This window comes from Streptomyces sp. NPDC054770 (assembly GCF_053611985.1).
In genome coordinates this window covers 64,232-82,860 of the sequence record NZ_JBSHBL010000031.1, presented here as the reverse complement: position 1 = coordinate 82,860, position 18,629 = coordinate 64,232, and the positions used below count along the sequence as shown (strand labels likewise).

Annotated in this window: 18 protein-coding genes and 1 pseudogene; 8 read left to right on the top strand and 11 right to left on the bottom strand. The window is 72.2% G+C overall.

Annotated features, from left to right (window positions below; translation table 11 throughout):
• The first annotated feature begins 69 nt into the window (after positions 1 to 69).
• Both ACWGKQ_RS25860 and ACWGKQ_RS25855 read left to right on the top strand, forming a co-directional pair.
• Positions 70 to 1,257: an acyl-CoA dehydrogenase family protein gene (locus tag ACWGKQ_RS25860; protein ID WP_453294321.1), complete on the top strand. Its 1,188-nt coding sequence runs from the start codon at positions 70 to 72 to the stop codon at positions 1,255 to 1,257.
• Positions 1,254 to 1,724 (top strand): nitroreductase family deazaflavin-dependent oxidoreductase, encoded by a 471-nt coding sequence (locus ACWGKQ_RS25855; RefSeq protein WP_453294320.1) that lies wholly within the window; start codon positions 1,254 to 1,256, stop codon positions 1,722 to 1,724. Before ACWGKQ_RS25860 ends, ACWGKQ_RS25855 begins: the two co-directional genes overlap by 4 nt.
• Here the strand turns inward: ACWGKQ_RS25855 and ACWGKQ_RS25850 are convergent.
• Positions 1,719 to 2,321, bottom strand: a complete 603-nt coding sequence (locus tag ACWGKQ_RS25850) for a LysE family translocator (protein WP_453294319.1) — start codon at positions 2,319 to 2,321, stop codon at positions 1,719 to 1,721. The two genes, ACWGKQ_RS25855 and ACWGKQ_RS25850, sit on opposite strands and share 6 nt — an antisense overlap.
• 82 nt (positions 2,322 to 2,403) lie before the next feature.
• Here ACWGKQ_RS25850 and ACWGKQ_RS25845 point away from each other — a divergent pair, with 82 nt between their 5' ends.
• The gene (locus ACWGKQ_RS25845) at positions 2,404 to 2,856 is read left to right on the top strand and encodes an Lrp/AsnC family transcriptional regulator (RefSeq protein WP_403052983.1); all 453 of its coding nucleotides are present in this window, start codon (positions 2,404 to 2,406) and stop codon (positions 2,854 to 2,856) included.
• A 64-nt stretch (positions 2,857 to 2,920) separates the two neighbouring features.
• On the opposite strand, the gene ACWGKQ_RS25840 is transcribed toward ACWGKQ_RS25845, so the two are convergent.
• A complete protein-coding gene (locus tag ACWGKQ_RS25840) occupies positions 2,921 to 3,556 on the bottom strand; it encodes a TetR family transcriptional regulator (RefSeq protein ID WP_453294355.1) in 636 nt (211 codons plus the stop codon).
• 180 nt (positions 3,557 to 3,736) lie between these two features.
• Between ACWGKQ_RS25840 and ACWGKQ_RS25835 the strand changes: the two genes are divergently transcribed.
• Together ACWGKQ_RS25835 and ACWGKQ_RS25830 are read left to right on the top strand one after the other, a co-directional pair.
• Complete coding sequence (locus tag ACWGKQ_RS25835; protein WP_453294318.1) at positions 3,737 to 4,459, top strand: VOC family protein; 723 nt, start codon at positions 3,737 to 3,739, stop codon at positions 4,457 to 4,459.
• A gap of 210 nt (positions 4,460 to 4,669) precedes the next feature.
• A complete protein-coding gene (locus ACWGKQ_RS25830; protein ID WP_453294317.1) occupies positions 4,670 to 7,012 on the top strand; it encodes an outer membrane protein assembly factor BamB family protein in 2,343 nt (780 codons plus the stop codon).
• A gap of 485 nt (positions 7,013 to 7,497) precedes the next feature.
• On the opposite strand, the gene ACWGKQ_RS25825 is transcribed toward ACWGKQ_RS25830, so the two are convergent.
• Genes ACWGKQ_RS25825 through ACWGKQ_RS25815 form a run of 3 tightly spaced genes read right to left on the bottom strand, consistent with a single transcriptional unit; the run spans position 7,498 to position 9,846 of the window.
• Positions 7,498 to 8,271 carry an enoyl-CoA hydratase/isomerase family protein gene (locus ACWGKQ_RS25825; RefSeq protein ID WP_453294316.1) on the bottom strand — a complete coding sequence of 258 codons (774 nt, stop codon included), beginning with the start codon at positions 8,269 to 8,271 and terminating at the stop codon, positions 7,498 to 7,500.
• Positions 8,268 to 8,681: a Zn-ribbon domain-containing OB-fold protein gene (locus ACWGKQ_RS25820; protein WP_453294315.1), complete on the bottom strand. Its 414-nt coding sequence runs from the start codon at positions 8,679 to 8,681 to the stop codon at positions 8,268 to 8,270. Before ACWGKQ_RS25820 ends, ACWGKQ_RS25825 begins: the two co-directional genes overlap by 4 nt.
• Position 8,682: 1 nt before the next feature.
• Complete coding sequence (locus tag ACWGKQ_RS25815; protein WP_453294314.1) at positions 8,683 to 9,846, bottom strand: lipid-transfer protein; 1,164 nt, start codon at positions 9,844 to 9,846, stop codon at positions 8,683 to 8,685.
• A gap of 96 nt (positions 9,847 to 9,942) precedes the next feature.
• Here ACWGKQ_RS25815 and ACWGKQ_RS25810 point away from each other — a divergent pair, with 96 nt between their 5' ends.
• Positions 9,943 to 11,511 carry a FadD3 family acyl-CoA ligase gene (locus tag ACWGKQ_RS25810; RefSeq protein WP_453294313.1) on the top strand — a complete coding sequence of 523 codons (1,569 nt, stop codon included), beginning with the start codon at positions 9,943 to 9,945 and terminating at the stop codon, positions 11,509 to 11,511.
• A gap of 120 nt (positions 11,512 to 11,631) precedes the next feature.
• Here the strand turns inward: ACWGKQ_RS25810 and ACWGKQ_RS25805 are convergent, their stop codons facing one another.
• The 3 genes and pseudogenes from ACWGKQ_RS25805 to ACWGKQ_RS25795 all read right to left on the bottom strand — a co-directional run bounded on the left by ACWGKQ_RS25805 (position 11,632) and on the right by ACWGKQ_RS25795 (position 13,591).
• Entirely contained in the window at positions 11,632 to 12,564 is a 933-nt protein-coding gene (locus ACWGKQ_RS25805) for a hypothetical protein (protein WP_453294312.1), read from the bottom strand.
• 78 nt (positions 12,565 to 12,642) lie between these two features.
• Positions 12,643 to 12,846 carry a DUF397 domain-containing protein gene (locus ACWGKQ_RS25800; RefSeq protein ID WP_453294311.1) on the bottom strand — a complete coding sequence of 68 codons (204 nt, stop codon included), beginning with the start codon at positions 12,844 to 12,846 and terminating at the stop codon, positions 12,643 to 12,645.
• Positions 12,827 to 13,591, bottom strand: a pseudogene (locus ACWGKQ_RS25795) (DUF5753 domain-containing protein). The gene ACWGKQ_RS25800 and the pseudogene ACWGKQ_RS25795 overlap by 20 nt, the downstream one beginning before the upstream one ends.
• 207 nt (positions 13,592 to 13,798) lie before the next feature.
• Here ACWGKQ_RS25795 and ACWGKQ_RS25790 point away from each other — a divergent pair.
• A complete protein-coding gene (locus ACWGKQ_RS25790; protein WP_453294310.1) occupies positions 13,799 to 14,029 on the top strand; it encodes a hypothetical protein in 231 nt (76 codons plus the stop codon).
• 113 nt (positions 14,030 to 14,142) lie between these two features.
• Positions 14,143 to 14,499, top strand: a complete 357-nt coding sequence (locus ACWGKQ_RS25785; protein WP_453294309.1) for an ATP-binding protein — start codon at positions 14,143 to 14,145, stop codon at positions 14,497 to 14,499.
• Positions 14,500 to 14,669: 170 nt separating this feature from the next.
• On the opposite strand, the gene ACWGKQ_RS25780 is transcribed toward ACWGKQ_RS25785, so the two are convergent.
• The 3 genes from ACWGKQ_RS25780 to ACWGKQ_RS25770 form a co-directional block, all read right to left on the bottom strand.
• Entirely contained in the window at positions 14,670 to 14,900 is a 231-nt protein-coding gene (locus ACWGKQ_RS25780; RefSeq protein WP_453294308.1) for a hypothetical protein, read from the bottom strand.
• Positions 14,901 to 15,120: 220 nt separating this feature from the next.
• On the bottom strand, positions 15,121 to 15,339 hold the full coding sequence (locus tag ACWGKQ_RS25775) for a hypothetical protein (RefSeq protein WP_453294307.1): 219 nt from the start codon (positions 15,337 to 15,339) through the stop codon (positions 15,121 to 15,123).
• Positions 15,340 to 15,556: 217 nt separating this feature from the next.
• Positions 15,557 to 18,505, bottom strand: coding sequence for a BTAD domain-containing putative transcriptional regulator (locus ACWGKQ_RS25770; protein ID WP_453294306.1), 2,949 nt, complete (start codon positions 18,503 to 18,505; stop codon positions 15,557 to 15,559).
• Between the last annotated feature and the right edge of the window lie 124 nt (positions 18,506 to 18,629).

Below are 18,629 nucleotides of genomic sequence, written 5' to 3'. Positions count from 1 at the left end.
TCCGCCCCTGTGCATCTGCATCCGGCGCCCCTAGCATGACGGGCCGTCAGATCGTCAGGAGGTCCGGTCATGGACGCCCGCTTCACCGACGAGCAGGACGAGATCCGGCGCGCCCTGCGTGAACTGCTCCACAAGCGCTGCGGAACGGACGACGTGCGGGCCGCCGTCGACAGGGCGGAGGGATACGACCCCGGCCTGTGGACCGCCCTCGGCGAACAGCTCGGCCTGCCCGGCCTCGCCCTTCCCGAGGAGTACGGCGGCGCCGGCTGCACCCGCACCGAAGTCGCCCTGGCCGCCGAGGAGCTGGGGCGGGCCCTGGCCCCCACCCCGTTCCTGGCCACCGCCGTGCTCGCCGCCCCGCTGCTGCTCGCCCTCGGCACCGACGCCCAGCGCGCCGAGCTGCTCCCGGGGATCGCCGACGGCAGCCGCACCGCCGCCCTCGCCGTCCCCGGCACCCGGCTCGGCACCGCCCTCGCGCTCACCGGGCCGCCCGGCGCCGACTGGGCGGGCGGCGGCCGGGCCGGGGGCGTCCAGGCGCGGCGCACCGGGGACCGGTGGCGGCTGTACGGGGAGGCAGACCAGGTGCTCGACGGGCACAGCGCCGGCCTGCTGCTCGTGCCCGCGCACACCGGGGGGTACGCCCGCTCGCGCGTCCTGCTCTTCCTGGTGGCGGGGGACGCCCCCGGGGTCGTACGGACCCGGCTGACCGGCCTCGACGCCACCCGCGGTCAGGGCCGGGTGCAACTGCGCGATGTGCACGCCGAGTTGCTCGGGTCCGACGAGGACACCGACGTCCGGGCCGCGCTCGCCGCCCTCGGTGACTTCACGGCCGCCGTGCTCGCGGGCGAGGCGGTGGGAGCCGCCGACCGGGCGCTGGAGCGGACCGTGGAGTACGTGAAGCAGCGGGAGCAGTTCGGGCGGCCGATCGGGTCGTTCCAGGCGGTCAAGCACCGGCTGGCCGACGTGTACGTGGCGGTACGGGCGGCCCGCTCGGCGGCCTACTACGCGGCCTGGGCGACGGCTCACGGGGAGCAGGTCGGCGGGCTGGCGCTGGCGCAGGCGCTGGAGGCGCTGCGGACCGCCGCCGGGGAGGGCATCCAGCTGCACGGCGGGATCGGCTTCACCTGGGAGCACGAGGCGCACCTGTACTTCAAGCGGGCCGCCGGCGACGAGCTGCTCTTCGGGCCCGGGCACCGGCTGCGCGCGCACGCGGCCGAGGCGGCCGGGCTGTTCGCGGGAGAGGAGGTGGCGGTGTGATCGGCGAACGGCTGGTGCAGAAGGTGTCCGCCACCCGGGGGTTCGCCAAGGTGGCCCCGCACGTGATCCCGGCCCTGGACCGGGCCGTGCACCGGCTCAGCCGCGGCCGGGTGCTGCTCAGCGCCCAGATGCTGCCCGGGGTGATCCTCACCTCCACCGGCGCACGCAGCGGGCAGCCCCGCCGTACGCCGCTGGCGTGCATGCCCGAGGGGGACGGCTGGTTCCTGGTCGGCTCCAACTTCGGGCGCACCGGCCATCCCGCCTGGACGTACAACCTCCTCCGGTATCCCGCCGCCGAGATCAGCTGGAAGGGGCGGGACATCCCGGTCACCGCCCGGCTGCTGGAGGGGGCGGAACGGGCGGACGCCTGGCGGGCGCTGCTGGTGTTCTGGCCGCCGTACGCCGCCTACCAGGAGCGGGTGGACCGGGAGATCCGGCTCTTCCGGCTCACGCCCGGCACGTCATAGCGCGTGCTGGGCGAGCAGCAGCGCCCCGATGCCCAGCATCGCCGCCCCCGAGGTGCGGGTGACCGCGCGGGCCGCCTTCGGGCGGGCGGAGAGCAGACGGCGGGCGAGGACGCCGACGGTCAGGTAGACGGCGGTGCAACTGGCCATGTGGAGGAGGCCGAGCACGGCCGTCTGGAGGGCTATGGGCGGGTGGCCGCCCTTGGTGACCAGGAACTGGGGGAGCACGGAGAGGTAGAGCAGCAGCGCCTTGGGGTTGAGGCCGCTGATCGCCGCGCCCCGCCAGAAGCCGTCCGGCCCGGCCGCCGCCTCCTGCGGCACCGCCGGGCGGCGCAGCACGCTCCAGCCCAGCCACAGCAGGTATCCGGCGCCGGCCACGGTCAGCGCCGTGAGCAGCCCCGGGGAACCCGCCACCAGCACCGCGAGCCCCGCCACCGCCAGCGCGGTGTGCAGCGCGTACCCCGCCATCAGGCCCGCGACAGCGCGTCCCACCGAGCGGCCGCGCACCCCGGCGGCGATCACGTACGCCCAGTCGGCGCCCGGGACGCAGACCAGCAGCAGGTCGACGGCGAGGAAGGAGAGCAGGTGTCCGGTGTCCATGGAGGGGACATTAGGCGCGATCGGCCCGAAAGTGTTGTCGAAATTTGCTCGTGAGTGGCTGTCTCGGGGGAGAATCTTCCCCATGGACGACGTGGACCGGAAAATCCTTGCCGAGCTCCAGCAGGACGGGCGGCTGACCGTGACCGAGCTGGCCGGGCGGGTGCGGCTGAGCGTCTCGCCGTGCCACCGCCGGCTGCGCGAGCTGGAGCGGGCCGGGGCGATCAGCGGGTACCGGGCGGTGGTGGACCCGGCCGCCGTGGGGCTGACCTTCGAGGCGCTGGTCTTCGTGTCCATGCGGCAGGAGGACCGGGACACGGTCGCCGACTTCGAGCGGGCGCTCGCTGACATCCCCCATGTCCTGGACGCGCAGCGGCTGTTCGGCGAACCCGACTACCTGCTGCGGGTGGCCACCGCCGACCTCGCCGCCTTCCAGCGGCTCTACGACGAACGGCTCGCGACCCTGCCGGGCGTGCAGCGTCTCACCTCGACGCTGGTGATGAAGCACGTGGTCCGGGACCGGCCGCTGCCGGCGTAGCGGAACAGGCGGCGGCCCACCTCGGGGTGAACCACCGCCTGCCAGACAGGACCCAGGGCGCGGGCTACTTCGTGGGCTTCTTCCCGGTCACGCCGAGATGCACCAACAGCGCCAGGTTCGGCTTGAGTTCGGCCTGCTTCACACCCCAGGTCTGGAAACCCTTCTGGTGCGCGGCGACGGCCGCGAGCATCGCGACCAGCGAACCGGCCACGGCCGCCGGGTTCACGTCCTTGTCGACCCGGCCCTTGGACTGCAACTCCGCGATGGAGTCGGTCAAGGAGTTGTTCACCGAGTTCAGGATCTTCATACGGATCTTGTAGAACCGTTTGTCCCCCTCGGCCGCTCCCAGATCGACCACGCGCAGAATCGCGTCGTTCCTGCGCCAGAACTCCAGGAAACCGTCCACGAGTTCCTGCGCGGTCGACCAGCCGGCCTTGCCGACCCAGGAGCGCCCGGCCAGCAGCTCGGTCAACTGGCCGCCCTCGGTGGCCATTTGCTCGGCGATCTCCAGGACGGCGCCCTCGACGTCCGGGAAGTACTGGTAGAAGGTCGCGGGCGAAGTACCCGCCTTCCGGGCGACATCGATGACCTTGACGTCCCGGTAAGGGGAGGAGCTGAGCATCTCGCTGAGGCAGTCGAGCAGCTTCTGCCGGGTCGCCTGCCCACGCCGGCCGGCCACGCGGCCGTCGACGGTACGCACTTGTCCTGTCATGCCGTCAGCTTACCGAGGGGTGATCGGAGCGCGATTCGGCCGACTGCAAATGGGGTGCACTGGTGTACGGGGTGACTGCACGGAAGGGAAACAGGAGGGAAAGCGCCGGTCACTCCGGGCGGGTGCGGCTGGTCTGCGCGGCGCGGGCCGGGCGGTTACTTTGACGACATGGCCGAAAACAGGGCATCCGGATACGCGGAGGGCGTCCCGTGCTGGGCGGACGTGCAGCTCTCCGACGTCGAGGCGGGCAAGCGGTTCTACGGCGGGCTCTTCGGGTGGACCTTCGAGGACGCCGGCGCGGGGGCCGTGTGGGCCCGGCTCGACGGTGCGGCCGTCGCCCGGCTGGCCCGGAAGCGGGACGGCCGGATGCCCACCGTGTGGACGGTGTACTTCGCGACCCCGGACGCCCGGGACCTGGCCCGCCGGATCCTCGCGGCCGGCGGGCAGATCGTCAACGACCCCGCGCCCGTCCGCGACCTCGGCACCGCCGCCCTGGCCGCCGACCCCACGGGCGCCGTCTTCGGCATCTGGCAGGCCGCGCGCCACCCCGGCTTCGGCGTCCGGCACGCCCCCGGCACCTTCGCCTGGGCGCAGCTCTACACCAGCGACACCGAGACGGCGAACACCTTCTACGGCCACCTCTTCACCGACGCCCTCTTCGGCGCCGACGCCGACCCGGACTTCGGCCGCGCCCCGGTGACCGAGGTGTTCGCGGCCGGGATGCCGTCCCAGTTCGTCGTCCACTTCCGCACCGGGGACGTGGCGGCCGCGGTGCGGGCCGTGCAGCAGCTGGGCGGCCGGGTCCAGGCGCCGCCCTTCGAGACGTCGTACGGAAAAGTGGCCGTCGTGACCGACAATCAAGGGGCGTCCTTCGCACTGCTGGAACGCTGAGGCCGGAAACAGCCGGGTCTTGGCAGACACTCAGCAGATAAATGTCTCACTTTGTCATGAGACACCCTGATTAATCACCGGGTTCGCAACCTGTGCCCGGGCCAGGAAGAATCGGGGTGCGTGCCGCCACGGCGGTGCGGTGGTGAGACGCTGCACGGGGTCGCGTACATATGTGGATGGACGAGGCCGGTACGGGGAGGTGGCAGGCAAGTGGTGGATCAGCTGACGCAGCACGATCCGCGGCGGATCGGGCCGTTCGAGGTGCTGGGACGGCTGGGGGCCGGCGGCATGGGGCTGGTCTATCTGGCGCGCTCGGCGTCCGGCCGGCGCGTGGCGATCAAGACGGTCCGGACCGAGCTCGCCGAGGACCAGCTGTTCCGGGTCCGCTTCACCCGCGAGGTGGAGGCGGCCCGCGCGGTCTCCGGCTTCTACACGGCCGCCGTCGTCGACGCCGACCCGCGCGCGGCCGTGCCGTGGCTCGCGACCGCGTACGTGCCGGCGCCCTCCCTCGAAGAGATAGTGAACGACTGCGGGCCGCTCCCGGCCCAGGCGGTCCGCTGGCTCGCCGCGGGCGTCGCCGAGGCGCTCCAGTCGATCCACGGCGCCGGACTGGTCCACCGGGACCTCAAGCCCTCCAACGTCCTCGTCGTCGAGGACGGCCCCCGGGTCATCGACTTCGGTATCGCCTCCGGTGTCTCCAACACCCGGCTGACGATGACGAACGTCGCGGTCGGCACCCCCGCCTACATGTCCCCGGAGCAGGCCAAGGACTCCCGCAGCGTCACCGGCGCGAGCGACGTCTTCTCGCTCGGCTCCATGCTCGTCTTCGCCGCCACCGGCCACCCGCCCTTCCACGGCGCCAACCCGGTCGAGACCGTCTTCATGCTCCTGCGCGAGGGCCCCGACCTCGAAGGCCTCCCGGACGAGCTGCGCCCCCTCATCGAGTCCTGTATGCAGATGGAGGCCGCGGGCCGCCCCAACCCGGCCGACCTCCAGGCCCAGCTGGCACCCCACCTCTTCGGCTCCGGCTCCGACGACAGCGGTACGGCGTCCGCGTGGCTGCCGGAGAAGGCGGTCGGGCTGATCGAGTCACGGCGCGGCGGCCGCCCGGCCGTGAAACCCTCCGCCAACCCGTCCGGCGCCCGCAGCGCCGGCCGCCCGGTCCTGCCCCCGCCGCCCTCCTACGACCCCGTGGTCCCGGCCCCGGTCCCCGTCGGCGCCCCCGACACCGGGCCGGTCCGGCTCGCCGGTGCCCCGGTGCCGATCGGCCCCGGCCCGCGCGTCGCCGACGCCCGCGCCGCCGCCGTGAAGGCGCCGCCGCCCGAGGCCGGCCTGGTGGCCAGCTGGTCCCGCCCGCACCCCGGCGTCAACGGCGCCGACCCCGCCGTACCGCCGGTGCCCGTCCTGCCCCCGGAGACCGCGTCCGGCTGGCGGCCCTGGCGGTTCCGGATGTCCAACGACGTCTGGGGCACCCCGTCCGTCGACGGCGACCTCGTCTACGTCACCTCCTTCGAGGTGCACGCCCTCGACGTGGCCACCGGCCGCCGCCGCTTCAAGACCCGCGACGTCGCCTGGTCCATGGCGGTCGCGGACGGCCGTATCCACGCCTCCGACGGCCCCACCCTGTTCGCCCTGGAGGCCCGCGAGGGCGGCGACCTGTGGCGGCTGTCCACGGACGCCTGGGTGTACTCCCTCAAGGCAGACCGCGGCACCCTCGTCACCGGCACCCGGGGCGGCGGCGTCCAGGCCTGGGAGGCCTCCAACGGGCAGAAGCTCTGGGAGCTGTCCGGCGCCCAGACCGACTTCGAGGCCCCCGAGTCCGGTCCCTCCCTCCACGACGGCACGGTCTACGTCTGGCAGGACGCGCGCCTGCGCGCCCTCGACGCCCGTACCGGCGACGAACGCTGGTCCTACCCGATCGGCGACGCGGCCTCCTGCGGCGGCGTCCCGGTCCGCCTCACCCACGCCGACGACGGCTTCGTGTACGCCTCCGCGGGCACCCGCGTGATCGCCCTCGACACCGCGAGCGGCCGGGTCCGCTGGCACTTCGAGGCGCCGGCCGTCTTCCTCTCCCCGCCCGCCTACGTACCCGGCCCCGCCGTCACCGGCGGCGGCATCTACCTCGCCGACTACCTCGGCACCGTGTACGCCCTCGACGCCACCGACGGCCGCGACCGCTGGCGCATCGCGACGGAGGCCCGCGCCTCGATCGAACCGGTCCTGGTGGCCGCCGGCCATGTCCACGTCGGCAGCGGCAAGGGCCTGTACACGCTGGACGCGGTCACCGGCACCCCCAAGTGGCGCTTCCAGGCGGGCGGCGATGTCGTGGGCTCCCCGGCGGTGGCCGAGGGCCGCATCCACTTCGGCTCCACCGACCACCTCCTCTACACCCTGAAGGCCGACGACGGCCGGCTGCGCTGGAAGCTGGCCACGGGCGGCGAGATCACCGGGTCGCCGGTGGTGCGGGACGGGGTGGTGTACGCGTGCAGCAAGGACCGCTGCGTGTACGCCCTGGACGCCGAGAAGGGCACGGGGACCGCGCGCACGGCGTGAGTGCCGGGATCGCCTGACGGGCGGGTGCGGCCGCGTGGGGGCCGTTCGCGCAGTTCCCCGCGCCCCTAAAAGCAAAAGATGGGGCGCTGCTGCAGCGCCCCTTTAAGGGCGCGGGGCTGTATTCGATTTGCGGCTTCGCCGCGTGGGCGCGGCCAGTACATCTCGGCGGGCCGGGGAGCAGCCGACCCAGGGGCGCGGGGCCGTATTCGATTTGCGGCTTCGCCGCGTGGGCGCGGCCAGTGCATCTCGGCGGGCCGGGGAGCAGCCGACCCAGGGGCGCGGGGAACTGCGCGACAAGCCACGACGGACCGGCACCCGCCCGGCGGCATCGAGTGGCGCCCTCTTCGGCGGTCGGGTGCTGCCCGGGACGGCCGTCGTACCAGTGGTCGCACGGAAGGGCTGTGCACGGCGGCCGTCACTCGGGGTGGGAGTCGGCTCCCACAGCGAACGGTACGCCCGGGTGCCCCGTGCCGCCACGCGGTGGATCAGCGGGTGCGCGGGGTCGTACGCGGGCGGTCGGCGAAGAGTTCCGCCTGGCGTTCGCCGGGCAGGTTGCCCAGGGTGATCAGGTGCGGGGCCGCGGCCCACCCCCGCTCGCGGGCCGCTTCCTTCGCCGCCCACAGCGCCCGCACGCTGCCCTGCACACCGTGCGGCGGATACCCGGCGATGGCGGTCGCGCAGCGCACGGCGGCCTCCAACGCCTGCCCGGCCGACGTCACTTCGGACACCAGCCCCACCTCGTACGCCCGGCGCGCCCCCATCCGCTCGGCGTTGCCCATCAGCACCATCCGGGCCACCTCCCCGTACGGCATCCGCTGTGCCATCAGCACCGACTCGTACGCGCTGACCATGCCGTAGGAGGTGTGCGGGTCGAAGAAGGCGGCGGTCTCGTCGGCGACGACGAAGTCCGCCTCGCCGAGGAGATAGAAGGCACCCCCGCAGGCCATCCCGGCAACGGCGGCGATCACCGGCTTCCACAGGTCGTTCGTCTTGGGACCGATCGCGATCAGCGGATCGTCCTGGCTGTACGGCGAGGACGGCTGCGGCACGACGGCGTCCCGGTCGAGACCGGTGCTGAAGGCGCGCCCGCCGGCGCCGGTGAGGACGACGGCCCGCACGGTGTCGTCGAAGCGCAACGCCCGCCAGGCACGCACGAGTTCGCCGGCGGTCGCGAGGTCGATGGCGTTGAGCCGCTCGGGGCGGTCGAGGGTGAGGACGGCGACGCCGGTGTCCTTGTCCGTGTCCAGGCAGAGGCTCACGGCCGCTCCAGGACCCACTGCGGGAGACCGTCCGCGAAGACCGCCTGCACCCGGGCGCCGATCCGGATCCGGTCGGGAGGCAGGGAGTCGAGGGGGGCGCCCGCCTCGCTCACCACGTTCCCCACCAGCCGTATCCGGGGCGCGTCGTCCAGTTCCACGACCACGACGTTGTACGGAGCCTGCGCCGCGTACTCGGGAAGCAGCGGCGGGTGCGGGACGACGTACGACCAGATCCGGCCCCGCCCGCTCGTCGGCCGCCACTCGCTCGCGAAGGACTGGCAGTGCGGGCAGCAGGGCCGGGGCGGGAAGCGGGGTTCGTGGCAGTCGGCGCAGGCCTGGACGCGGAGTTCGCCGCGGGCCGCGTACTCCCAGAAGGGGGCGCTGTCGGTGTCGGTGGCCGGTCGCAGCATCTCAGCTCCGGTTGGTGAGGAGGAGGGCGGAGGTCGGGACGCCCTCGCCGGCGGTGACCAGGCAGGTCGCGGCGCCGGGCACCTGGGCGGTGCTGGTGCCGCGCAGCTGCTTGACGCCCTCGGTGATGAGGTTGAAGCCGTGCACGTAGGCCTCGCTGAGCCCCCCGCCGCCGGTGTTGATCGGCAGCCGCCCGCCGATCTCCAGCGCGCCCCCCTCGGTGAACGCCCCGCCCTCCCCCCGGCCGCAGAAGCCGTACCCCTCCAGGGAGAGCGGTATCAGGGCGGTGAACGCGTCGTAGATCTGGGCGACGTCGACGTCCTCGGGGGTGAGGTCGGCGTGCTTCCAGAGGTGGCGGGCGGCGGTCCAGGCGGGGCCGGTGAGGGGGTCGTCGTTCCAGTAGTTGACCATGCCGTGGTGCTGGGCGGGGAGGCCCTGGGCGGCGGAGTGGATGTGGACGGGCCTGCGTCGGCAGTCGCGGGCGCGTTCGCTGCTGACCACGACACATGCCAGCGCCCCGTCCGTCTCCAGGCAGTTGTCGAAGAGGCAGAGGGGCTCGCTGATCCAGCGCGAGGTCATGTACATCTCGCGGGTGAGGGGGCGGTCGTACATGACGGCGGCGGGGTTCTGGTTGGCGCGGTTGCGGCAGGCGAGGGCGACGTTGAAGAGGTGGTCGCGGGTGGCGCCGTACTCGTGCAGGTAGCGGCGGGTGAGCATGGCTATCTCGTCGGCGGGCCGGAGCAGGCCGAAGGGGCGGGTCCACTGGGCGGGGGTCGGCAGCTGGACGGTGGTGTTGGTCCAGGGGCGGGGGCCGGAGCCGCGCTTGCGCGACCGCCAGGCGACGCCGACCGTGGCCTGCCCGCTCGCTATCGCCGTCGCCAGGTGCGCGACCGTGGCACAGGAACCGCCCCCGCCGTACCCCACCTTGCTGAAGAAGGTCAGGTCGCCGAACCCGACCGCCTTGGCCAGCTCCACCTCGTCGGTCTCCTCCATGGTGAAGGAGGCCAGGGCGTCGACCTCGCCGGGCGCGATGCCGGCGTCGTCGAGGGCGGCGAGGACGGCCCGGCAGGCGAGGGTCTTCTCGTCCTCGTCGAGCCGTTTGGCGAAGGGGGTCTGCCCGATCCCGACGATGGCGGTGGCGTCCTTGATGCCCCTGAGACCGGCCATGTGCCCGTACCTCCACGGCTGTCGCGGTTTGCTGACAGGTCGTCAGGCTACAGCTAATCTGACGGTCAGTCAGCTATGCGTCCGGGGAGGCCGGTTGTGCGCGGTGACATGGAGTGGGGGACGGTTCCGGGGCTGGTGCGGTCGGCGGCGCAGCGGTACCCGGACGTCGAGGCCGTGGTCGACGGCCGGACCCGGATCACGTACGCCGAACTGGGCGCCCGGGTGGCACGGGCCGCGGCCGCGTGCATCGCCTCCGGCGTGGAGCCGGGCGACCGGGTGGGGATCTGGGCGCCGAACTCCCTGGACTGGATCGTCGCGGCATTGGGCGCGGTGTCGGCGGGCGGGGTGCTGGTCCCGCTGAACACCCGCTTCAAGGGGACGGAGGCGGCGGACGTGCTGCGCCGCAGCGGCGCCCGGCTGCTGTTCGTGACCGGGACCTTCCTGGGGACCTCGTACGTGGCCTCGCTGCGCAGGGCGGCGGGGGAGGGGGGCGGCCGGGGCCCGCTGCCGGGGCTGCCCGCCCTCCGGGACGTGGTGGTGCTGTCGGACGACGCACCGGCGGACTTCCGCGCCTGGAAGGACTTCCTGGCGGGCGGGGAGGGCGTGGGGGCCGGTGAGGTCGCGGCTCGGGAGGGCGCGTTGGACGGTGGTTTTCTGTCCGACATCATCTTCACGTCCGGTACGACGGGCCGCCCCAAGGGCGCGATGATCACGCACGCCCAGACGCTCCGGGCGTACGAGGTCTGGGCGGACCTGGCGGGCCTGCGCACCGGCGACCGCTACCTGATCGTCAACCCCTTCTTCCACACCTTCGGCTACAAGGCCGGGGTGATCGCCTGCCTGATGCGCGGGGCGACGATGATCCCGCAGCCGGTGTTCAACGTGGAGACGGCCCTCGCGAACATCGCGGCGGAGCGGGTGTCGGTCCTCCCCGGCCCCCCGACCCTGCACCAGTCCCTCCTCGACCACCCGGCCCGCGACACCCACGACCTCTCCGCCCTGCGCCTGGTGGTGACCGGCGCGGCGGTCGTCCCCCTCCTCCTCGTGGAACGCCTGCGCGGCGAACTCGGCGTCGAGACGGTCCTGACCGCCTACGGCCTCTCCGAGGCGAGCGGGATCGTGACCATGTGCCGCCAGGGCGACGACCCGACGGTGATCGCGACCACGTCGGGGCGGGCGATACCCGGCACGGAGGTCCGGGTGGACGAGGCCGGCGAGGTCCTGGTCCGCGGCTTCAACGTCATGCGCGGCTACTACGAGGACGCGGCGGCGACGGCCGAGACGCTGACGGAGGACGGCTGGCTGCGCACCGGCGACGTCGGCGTCCTGGACGCGGCCGGGAACCTGCGGATCACCGACCGGCTGAAGGACATGTTCATCGTCGGCGGCTTCAACGCGTACCCGGCGGAGATAGAGCAACTGCTCGGCCTGCACCCGGATGTGGCGGACGCGGCGGTGATCGGCGTCCCGGACGGACGGCTGGGCGAGGTCGGCAAGGCGTTCGTGGTGCGGCGGCCGGGCGCGGTCCTCACGAGCGACGACCTGATCGCCTGGGCGCGGCGGGAGATGGCGAACTACAAGGTGCCGCGGCTGGTGGAGTTCGTGGCGGAGCTGCCGCGGAACGCCGGCGGGAAGGTGGTGAAGGGGGAGTTGCGGGCCGGCTAGCCCCCTCACTCCCTTGAGCCCGCGTCAATTGGAGGATCCGTGTCGGCGGTGCGACGCGAAGCCCAAGAGAACGCGGGCAGGCGGGAACCTGGCCATGGCACGGATCCTCCAATTCCCGCTCTACGACAGTCGGGCGAGGGTGGCCAGTGCTGTGTGGATCTCAGTGATCATCCATGCCGGGCGGTGGAAGACGTCCTCTGCCGTGAAGCGGAGCAGGCGTCGGACTTCGGGGCACTGGAGGATCTGGTTGAAGCGGGAGACGTCCCTGCGGTGGGCCTCTCGTGTGCCGTGGTAGGCGTAGCCCTCGATCTCCACGGCCAGTCCCTCGGCCCGGAATAGGAAGTCGAGGTAACGGCGGGAGCCGCCCCGGGGCCGCACCTCCGCCTGGGTCTCGGGGCGGAGGCCAGCGTCGTGCATGTGCAGGCGGGCGACCGTCTCGGCGGGGGAGCCGGAGCCGCGGTCGACGAGGCTCAGCCAGGTCTGGGCCCTGCCCGCGCCACGGAGCGGAGCTTCGAGGGCGAGGGAGACGGCGGCCGGAGCGGTGAGCGGAGCCCGGCGTTCCGTGCCGACCCGGCGGTAGCCGAGCGCGGATTCGACGGCGACGACGGCATCGTCCCTGGGGCCAGCGCGGAGGAGATCGGCGAGAGTGCGCGGCACATCGGTGACCCGCAGTCCCCGGCGCTCGACGATCTCGGCCTCGGCGACAGGGACCCGATGCACACGTATGCCGGTGACGGACTGCCGGAAGCCGAGCTCCGGATCGGTGAACTCCAGCTCCGCGCGCTGATCCGAGTTCAGCGTCTCGATCTGCCAGAGGCGGGCCGCCGAGCGGTGGCTGACGACGAACTTCGGATGGAGGAGCTGGGTCGCCTTCAGTTGCATGCACCGGTCGATCCGCGCCCCTGGTTCAGTCCAGGCCCCGGCCCGCACTCGGCCCCACCCCTCCGCCTCCAGTCGGCGGAAGAGGGTGCGCCGAGGCCACCCGGCCGCCAGCGCGCGCGAGGTGAGCAGCACTCCCTCGTCGACGAGCGACCCCAGTTCCTCGCGTTCCACGAGTCCAGTGTCCCGGAGACGTCGACCCGTCTCGCGAACCTGTGGACAACCCCGTGACCGACCGGAGCGAACCTGCGCTCAGCGCGTCAGCTCCGCCACGCACGCGGCCCAGGCGGGGTCGGGGAAGAGGAGTACGGGGCCGTCACCGACCTGCTTCGACTCACGTATGGGGGTGGCGTCGGGGATGTCCACGGCGACCTCGACGCACTCACCGCCGCTGCCGTTGCTGTAACTGCTCTTGCGCCACACGGCGTTGCTCAGGTCAATCCCGGTGCTTGCCATCTCGGTAGTCTTCCGCCGCTTGTTCGACCATGGCCAGGGACGTCTCTGGCGGGAGTGCCGCGACCCTGAGCAGATCGTACGACCTGCGGTAGTCCTTCACGAGCGGTGGATAGTCGATGAGTTGGCCATTGTGGAGACCTTCGGTATAGGCCACCGGCGAGGCGTCCGAGAAGGTCATCACTCGCATCATGCCCATCATGAACGGATGGGTGTGTGCCGTTTCCGGGAGGATCTGCAGAACGCCCTGCGTGGAGCGGATGACCTCAGCGATGTGCTCCAACTGCACCGCCATCTCCGCCGGAGGGAGGAGAGGCTTGCGGACGAGGGACTCGTGGAGGACCGCCCAGAACGACGGCCGTTCCTCCTGCTTCCAGATCTCCGCGCGCTTCAACCGGGCCCGTACCTGCTTGTCGACCGTCTCGGGCGTCAGCCAGGGCAGCGACGTGTGCACGACCGCCTCGGCGTAGGCGGGGGTCTACAACAACCCTGGCACCAACATCGGAGCCCAGTCCTCGATGGTCTCCGCCCGCTGCTCCATCTCCGCCACGTCCGCGAAGTACTCCGCGTGCCCCGACTGCCTTGCCCGGCGGGCGTCTTCGCAGCGGCGCTCGAAAAACCCGTCCGTCTTCAGCACCTTGTCGACGTGCCGGGCGAGGTCGAGCGGCATGCATCGCTCCTCGCGCTCGATCTGGCTGAGGAAGGGCACGCCCCTGAAGCTTCCCTCGGCCAGCTGTTCCAGGGTCAGGCCGGCCGGCTCTCGCTGTTAGCGCAACTCGGCGCCGTAGAAGGAGGGGACGTTCGCCGACGCATCGGGGTCCTTGTGTGAGGGCGTAGCTCATCACCGCCGTTTGCCAGTTGCGCTTGCGCAGCCGAGAGCTCGTCAAAAGGTACCGGGGTGGACGCATTCTGTGATCGTTTCACTACAGAGTGCACGGGAAGGCGGCTCGCGACCATGCCCCCACACCACTCCTCGGCTCCAAGTGCCTACGACATGACCCTCTGCGCGGAGGACCTCCGCGATGCCCTCGCCGCCCACGGGATTACTTTTCCCTCCCTCCGCGTGGACCTGCCGAGCCTCACCGCGTCGTACGGGACGCAGGCCGGCCTGATCGCGCTCGGCAACTGCAACACCACAACGGCTCAGAAGCTGGCGCAGGTTCTTCGGAAGGCGGCCGGGAGTTGACCGGCGTATGCCTTCAACTCGACCTGCTCGCGGTCCCGAAGGCGGTACCCGAACTGCGTCGCGCCGTGCGGGAGGGGCTGGGCATGAGGTGTGCCGAAGTCCAGTTGTGCGTCATGGAACTGGTGACCAACGTGATCCGGCATCTGGGCGAGGGGACCCCGGTCCGGGTGAGGGTGGCTCAGTCCGGGGGCCGTACGCGGGTCGAGGTCACCGATCGCGACCCGCGGGCACTTCTGGTACTGATCTCCGCCGCGGATGCCGACGAGTCCGGAAGAGGCTTGGCCCTGCTGGACGCCCTGGTGCTGCGGTGGGGTGTGGAGCAGGGGGCGGCGGGAAAGACGGTGTGGTGCGAGTTGGGCAACCCGCAGGTGGGATGTGGCGTGGCGCGGCATGGTGAGCTTGACCGACATCGCGCCGGCTCTGCCACTGCTGTGGCTGGCTTCACGCCGAAGGATTGCCGCGAAGTGTGACGGGTCACGGCCACTGGGGTTTGCTGCGCAGACACCCGCTGCATGACCAGGTCCATGACGCTGCTTGAGGGGTCGGCCGGCCCGTGCAGGCATGCGCGAGGTGGTGTCTGGCGGGGCCGTTGAGGAACCGGCCCCGTCAGACGATGAGCGTTTCTCGTTCCCCTATGGCCTTACACCGAGACCACGGTGGCGTGGTTCTCGGCCGGGGTGACTACGGTGGCGTGGTTTTCGGCCGGGGTGACTACGGTGGCGTGGTTTTCGGCCGGGGTGACTACGGTGGCGTGGTTTTCGGCCGGAGTGACCACGGTGGCGTGGTTCTCGGCCAGCGCCGGGCTCGCAGCGGCGGCGGTTGCGCCGAGCACGAGGGCTGCGGTGGCCACGATCTTCTTGGTACGGGTCACTTCTACTCCTGTTGGGAGGGGAGTCCGAACACAAGTGACGTTAATTCAGAGGATGAACTGTTCGAGCGGTTCGAACGGTTCACGCCACGCATTGACCTGAACCTCTCCTTGAGCACGCGTCGGCCGCGGCGGCTCCCCCTCGGTGCCGCCGCGGCCGATATGTCCCCCGCGATCCCCCGTGCTGGGCCGCTCGCCACGGCCGGTCCCCCGTCGTGTGAGGTCAGGCGGATTCGCCGGATGCGTGGTTGTCCAGGAGAGCGGCCGTGGCCGGCTCGCTCGACGCGTGGTTGTCCAGGGTGGTGATCTCGTCGTCGTCCTCGGACGGCGTCGCGGTCACAGTGGCGGCCGCCTTCGAGGCGTCGAGGAGGTCCTCCTCGATGAGGGAGGCGTGGTTATCGAGCGGCTTGATTACGTCTGTGGTCTTCTCGTCCTGCGGCATGATCATCAACTCCGGCAAGTCGTGCTGAAAGCTGGAAGTAGCCCGTCCGACAGCTCCCCCGGGTGCCGTCGGACGGGCGTGCGGGCCGTTCACCCTAAATGGTGTGGCCCCTCCGCGATCCGCCTGCCCCCCGACGCGACGGATCGATGGATGTAAGAGTGTCGAACCGCGATAAACGAACGATGAACGGCGCCGAGCGCCCCTGCTGGAACAAGGCCTACGCGGCCGGAGCCGGGGCCAGCAGGGCGCGTACCTCGGTCGCTTCGGCGGAGCCTAGCTGTTCGTAGATGGAGAGGGCCTCGCGCCAGCAGGCGTTCGCGCGGTCGGGCTGCCCGAGCCTGGCCAGGGCCTTGCCGAGGACCGTGAGCACGGTCCCGCGACGCCACTCGCCGCCGATGCCGCGCAGCGCTATCGCCTGCTCCGCGTGCTGTGCCGCGAGGGCGAAGCGGTCCGCTGCGAAGTGCACTTCGGCGATCCGGAAGTGCGTGACGCCCTCCCACAGGGGCTGCCGGTTGTCGTGGAACAGGGCCAGCGAGTCGGTGAGCTGGTCGAGCGCCTCGGTCAGGCGCCCGGCCTGGGTAAGCGCGATACCCAGCGCGTAGCGGCCGTTGGCGAGCCGCAGGGTCAGACCCATACGGTCGTAGATGTCGATGCCCTGCTGGGCGAGTTCGATCGCGCTCGCGGTCCGTCCCATGGCCAGCCGGATTCGGGAGAGGTTGCACAGGGCGCTGGCCTCGCCGACGTCGTTGCCGTCGGCCCGGAAGTTGTCGATGGCCTGCTGGAGATAGGTCTCGCCGTCGGCGTGCCGGTTCTGGTAGATGGCGATGATGCCGCGGTCGTTGGGCGCCCAGCAGTTGGGCAGTGGGTCGTGGGCGTCGGCGGCCAGTTTCATGGCGAGGCGCGCCTCGGCGTCCGCGTCGTCGAAGCGGCCTGCGACCAGATGCACGTTGGTCAGAGTGGTGCGGGCGCGCCCTTCGGCGCGGGTGTCGCTCGCGGCGTGGGCGGCGTCCCGTACGGTCGTCGCGGCGACCTCGTACTCGCGGGCGTTGGCTCCCGATTCGGCAAGGTCCTTGACGGCCCACAGGAGGTCGACGGCTCGGCGCAGCCCCTGGGGACCGGCGGACTGCCGGACGCACGCCATGACGCAGTTGGCCTCGTTGTAGAGCCAGTCCTGGGCCGCGCGCGGCGACGTGAAGACGAGGCCCGGGTAGGAGGTCGGTTCCAGATGGTTCACCAGCCGGTCCCCGGGCCGCTCGATCGCGTACACCCCCGCCGCCGTCGCCAGGTAGAAGTCCAGCAGGCGGGACATGGCCACCTCGCTTTCGCTGGGGGGCTGTTCGTCGCGTTCCGCGCACGCACGCGCGTAGAGCCGGACCAGGTCGTGGAAGCGGTAGCGTCCCGGAGCCGCCGATTCCAGCAGGGACGTGTCGACCAGGGCCTCCAGGAGGTCCTCCGTGGCCTCCAGGGGGAGATCGAGCACTGCCGCGGCCGCCGCCAGCGACATGTCCGGGCCGTCGGCCAGGCCCAGCAGGCGGAAGGCGCGGGCCTGGGCCGGTTCCAGCTGGCCGTAGCCGAGTTCGAAGGTGGCCTTCACGGCCAGGTCGCCGGCCTGGAGTTCGTCGAGGCGGCGGCGTTCGTCGGCGAGCTTCGCCGCCAGGACGGAGACCGTCCAGGTGCGGCGGGCCGCGAGGCGGGACGCGGCGATCCGGATCGCCAGGGGCAGGAAGCCGCAGGCCGCCACCACGTCCAGGGCGGCCTCGCGCTCGGCGGCGACCCGCTCCACGCCGACGATCTTCGTGAAGAGCAGCAGCGCCTCGTCGGGGGACATCACGTCCAGGTCCACCAGGTGCGCCCCGGCCAGGTCCACCATCCGTACCCGGGCGGTGACCAGGGCCGCGCAGCCCTCCGTGCCGGGCAGCAGGGGGCGTACCTGGGCGGCGTCCTTCGCGTTGTCGAGGAGGACGAGGACCCGGCGGCCGTCCAGGACCGAGCGGTACAGCGCCGAACGCTCCTCCAGGGAGTCGGGGATGGCGGAGTCGGGGGTGCCCAGGGCGCGCAGGAAGGAACCCAGGACCGTCTCCGGCTCCGCCGCCCGCGGGCCCGCCCCCTGCAGGTCCACGTACAACTGGCCGTCCGGGAAGGCGGACCGGGCCTGGTGGGCCACATGCACGGCCAGTGTCGTCTTCCCCACGCCCCCGATGCCCGCCAGCGCCGATACGGCCATCACCCGGCCCTCGGCCGACGCCAGCACCTCGCCCAGCTCCGCGACGAAGGCGGAGCGGCCGGTGAAGTCGGGCACGGTGGCCGGGAGTTGGGCGGGGCGGACCTGGACGGCGGCGGGTTCCGCGGCCGGGGCCGAGTGTTCCGCCAGGGCCGGGTCGGCCTGGAGGATGCGCTGTTGCAGGTCCCGGAGGCCCGGACGGGGGTCGACGCCGAGTTCCTCGGCGAGCAGACGGCGGGTGTCCGCGTACACCGCGAGGGCCTCCGCCTGGCGGCCGCTGCGGTACAGGGCGAGCATGAGGAGTTCGCGGAAGCGCTCGCGCAGGGGGTGGGCCGCGGTGAGGGCCGTCAGCTCGGACACCGCCTCCGCGTGGCAGCCCTGTTCCAGGTCCATGTCCAGCCGGGTTTCCAGGAGTTGCAGCCGCAGCTCCTCCAGGCGGACCCGCTGGGTCTCCGCGTACGGCCCCGGCACTCCGGCCAGCGGCTCGCCGTCCCACTGGGCCAGGGCCCGCCCGAGCACCTCCCGTGCCTGGTGCAGGTCCCCGGCGCTCTTCGCCTTCTCCGCCTCCGCCGCCAGGTCCTGGGCGACCGCCAGGTCCAGGGCGCCCTCGCCGAGCCCGCGCACCGCGTACCCGCCGGACTCGCTGACCAGGACCCCGGGGTCCAGGACCTTGCGCAGCCGGGACGCGTACGTGCGCACCGCCGCCAGCGCCTGTGACGGCGGCTCGGCACCCCACAGCGCGTCGATCAGCTCCGCCGCGGTCGCCGTCCGGCCCTCGCGCAGCAACAGGGCGGCGAGCAGGGCACGTTGCTGTGGAGAGCCGGTGTTCAGCGGCTGCTCCTCGCGCCAGGCGCGTACCGGACCGAGCACACTGAAGCGCAACGCCGCGGCCTCCGCCGAGGAGGGGGCGCGCCGCTGCTCCGGCACCCGTGGTCCACCGTCCATGCCGGTCCCCCTAGACATCCCGATTCACCCCGTCAGTCTGCCTTGTTCGGGCGGGTTGCGTCAGCCGGGGGAGACACCGATCACAGGGCGACACACGGTGGTCCACACAGTCTTCACACGGCAG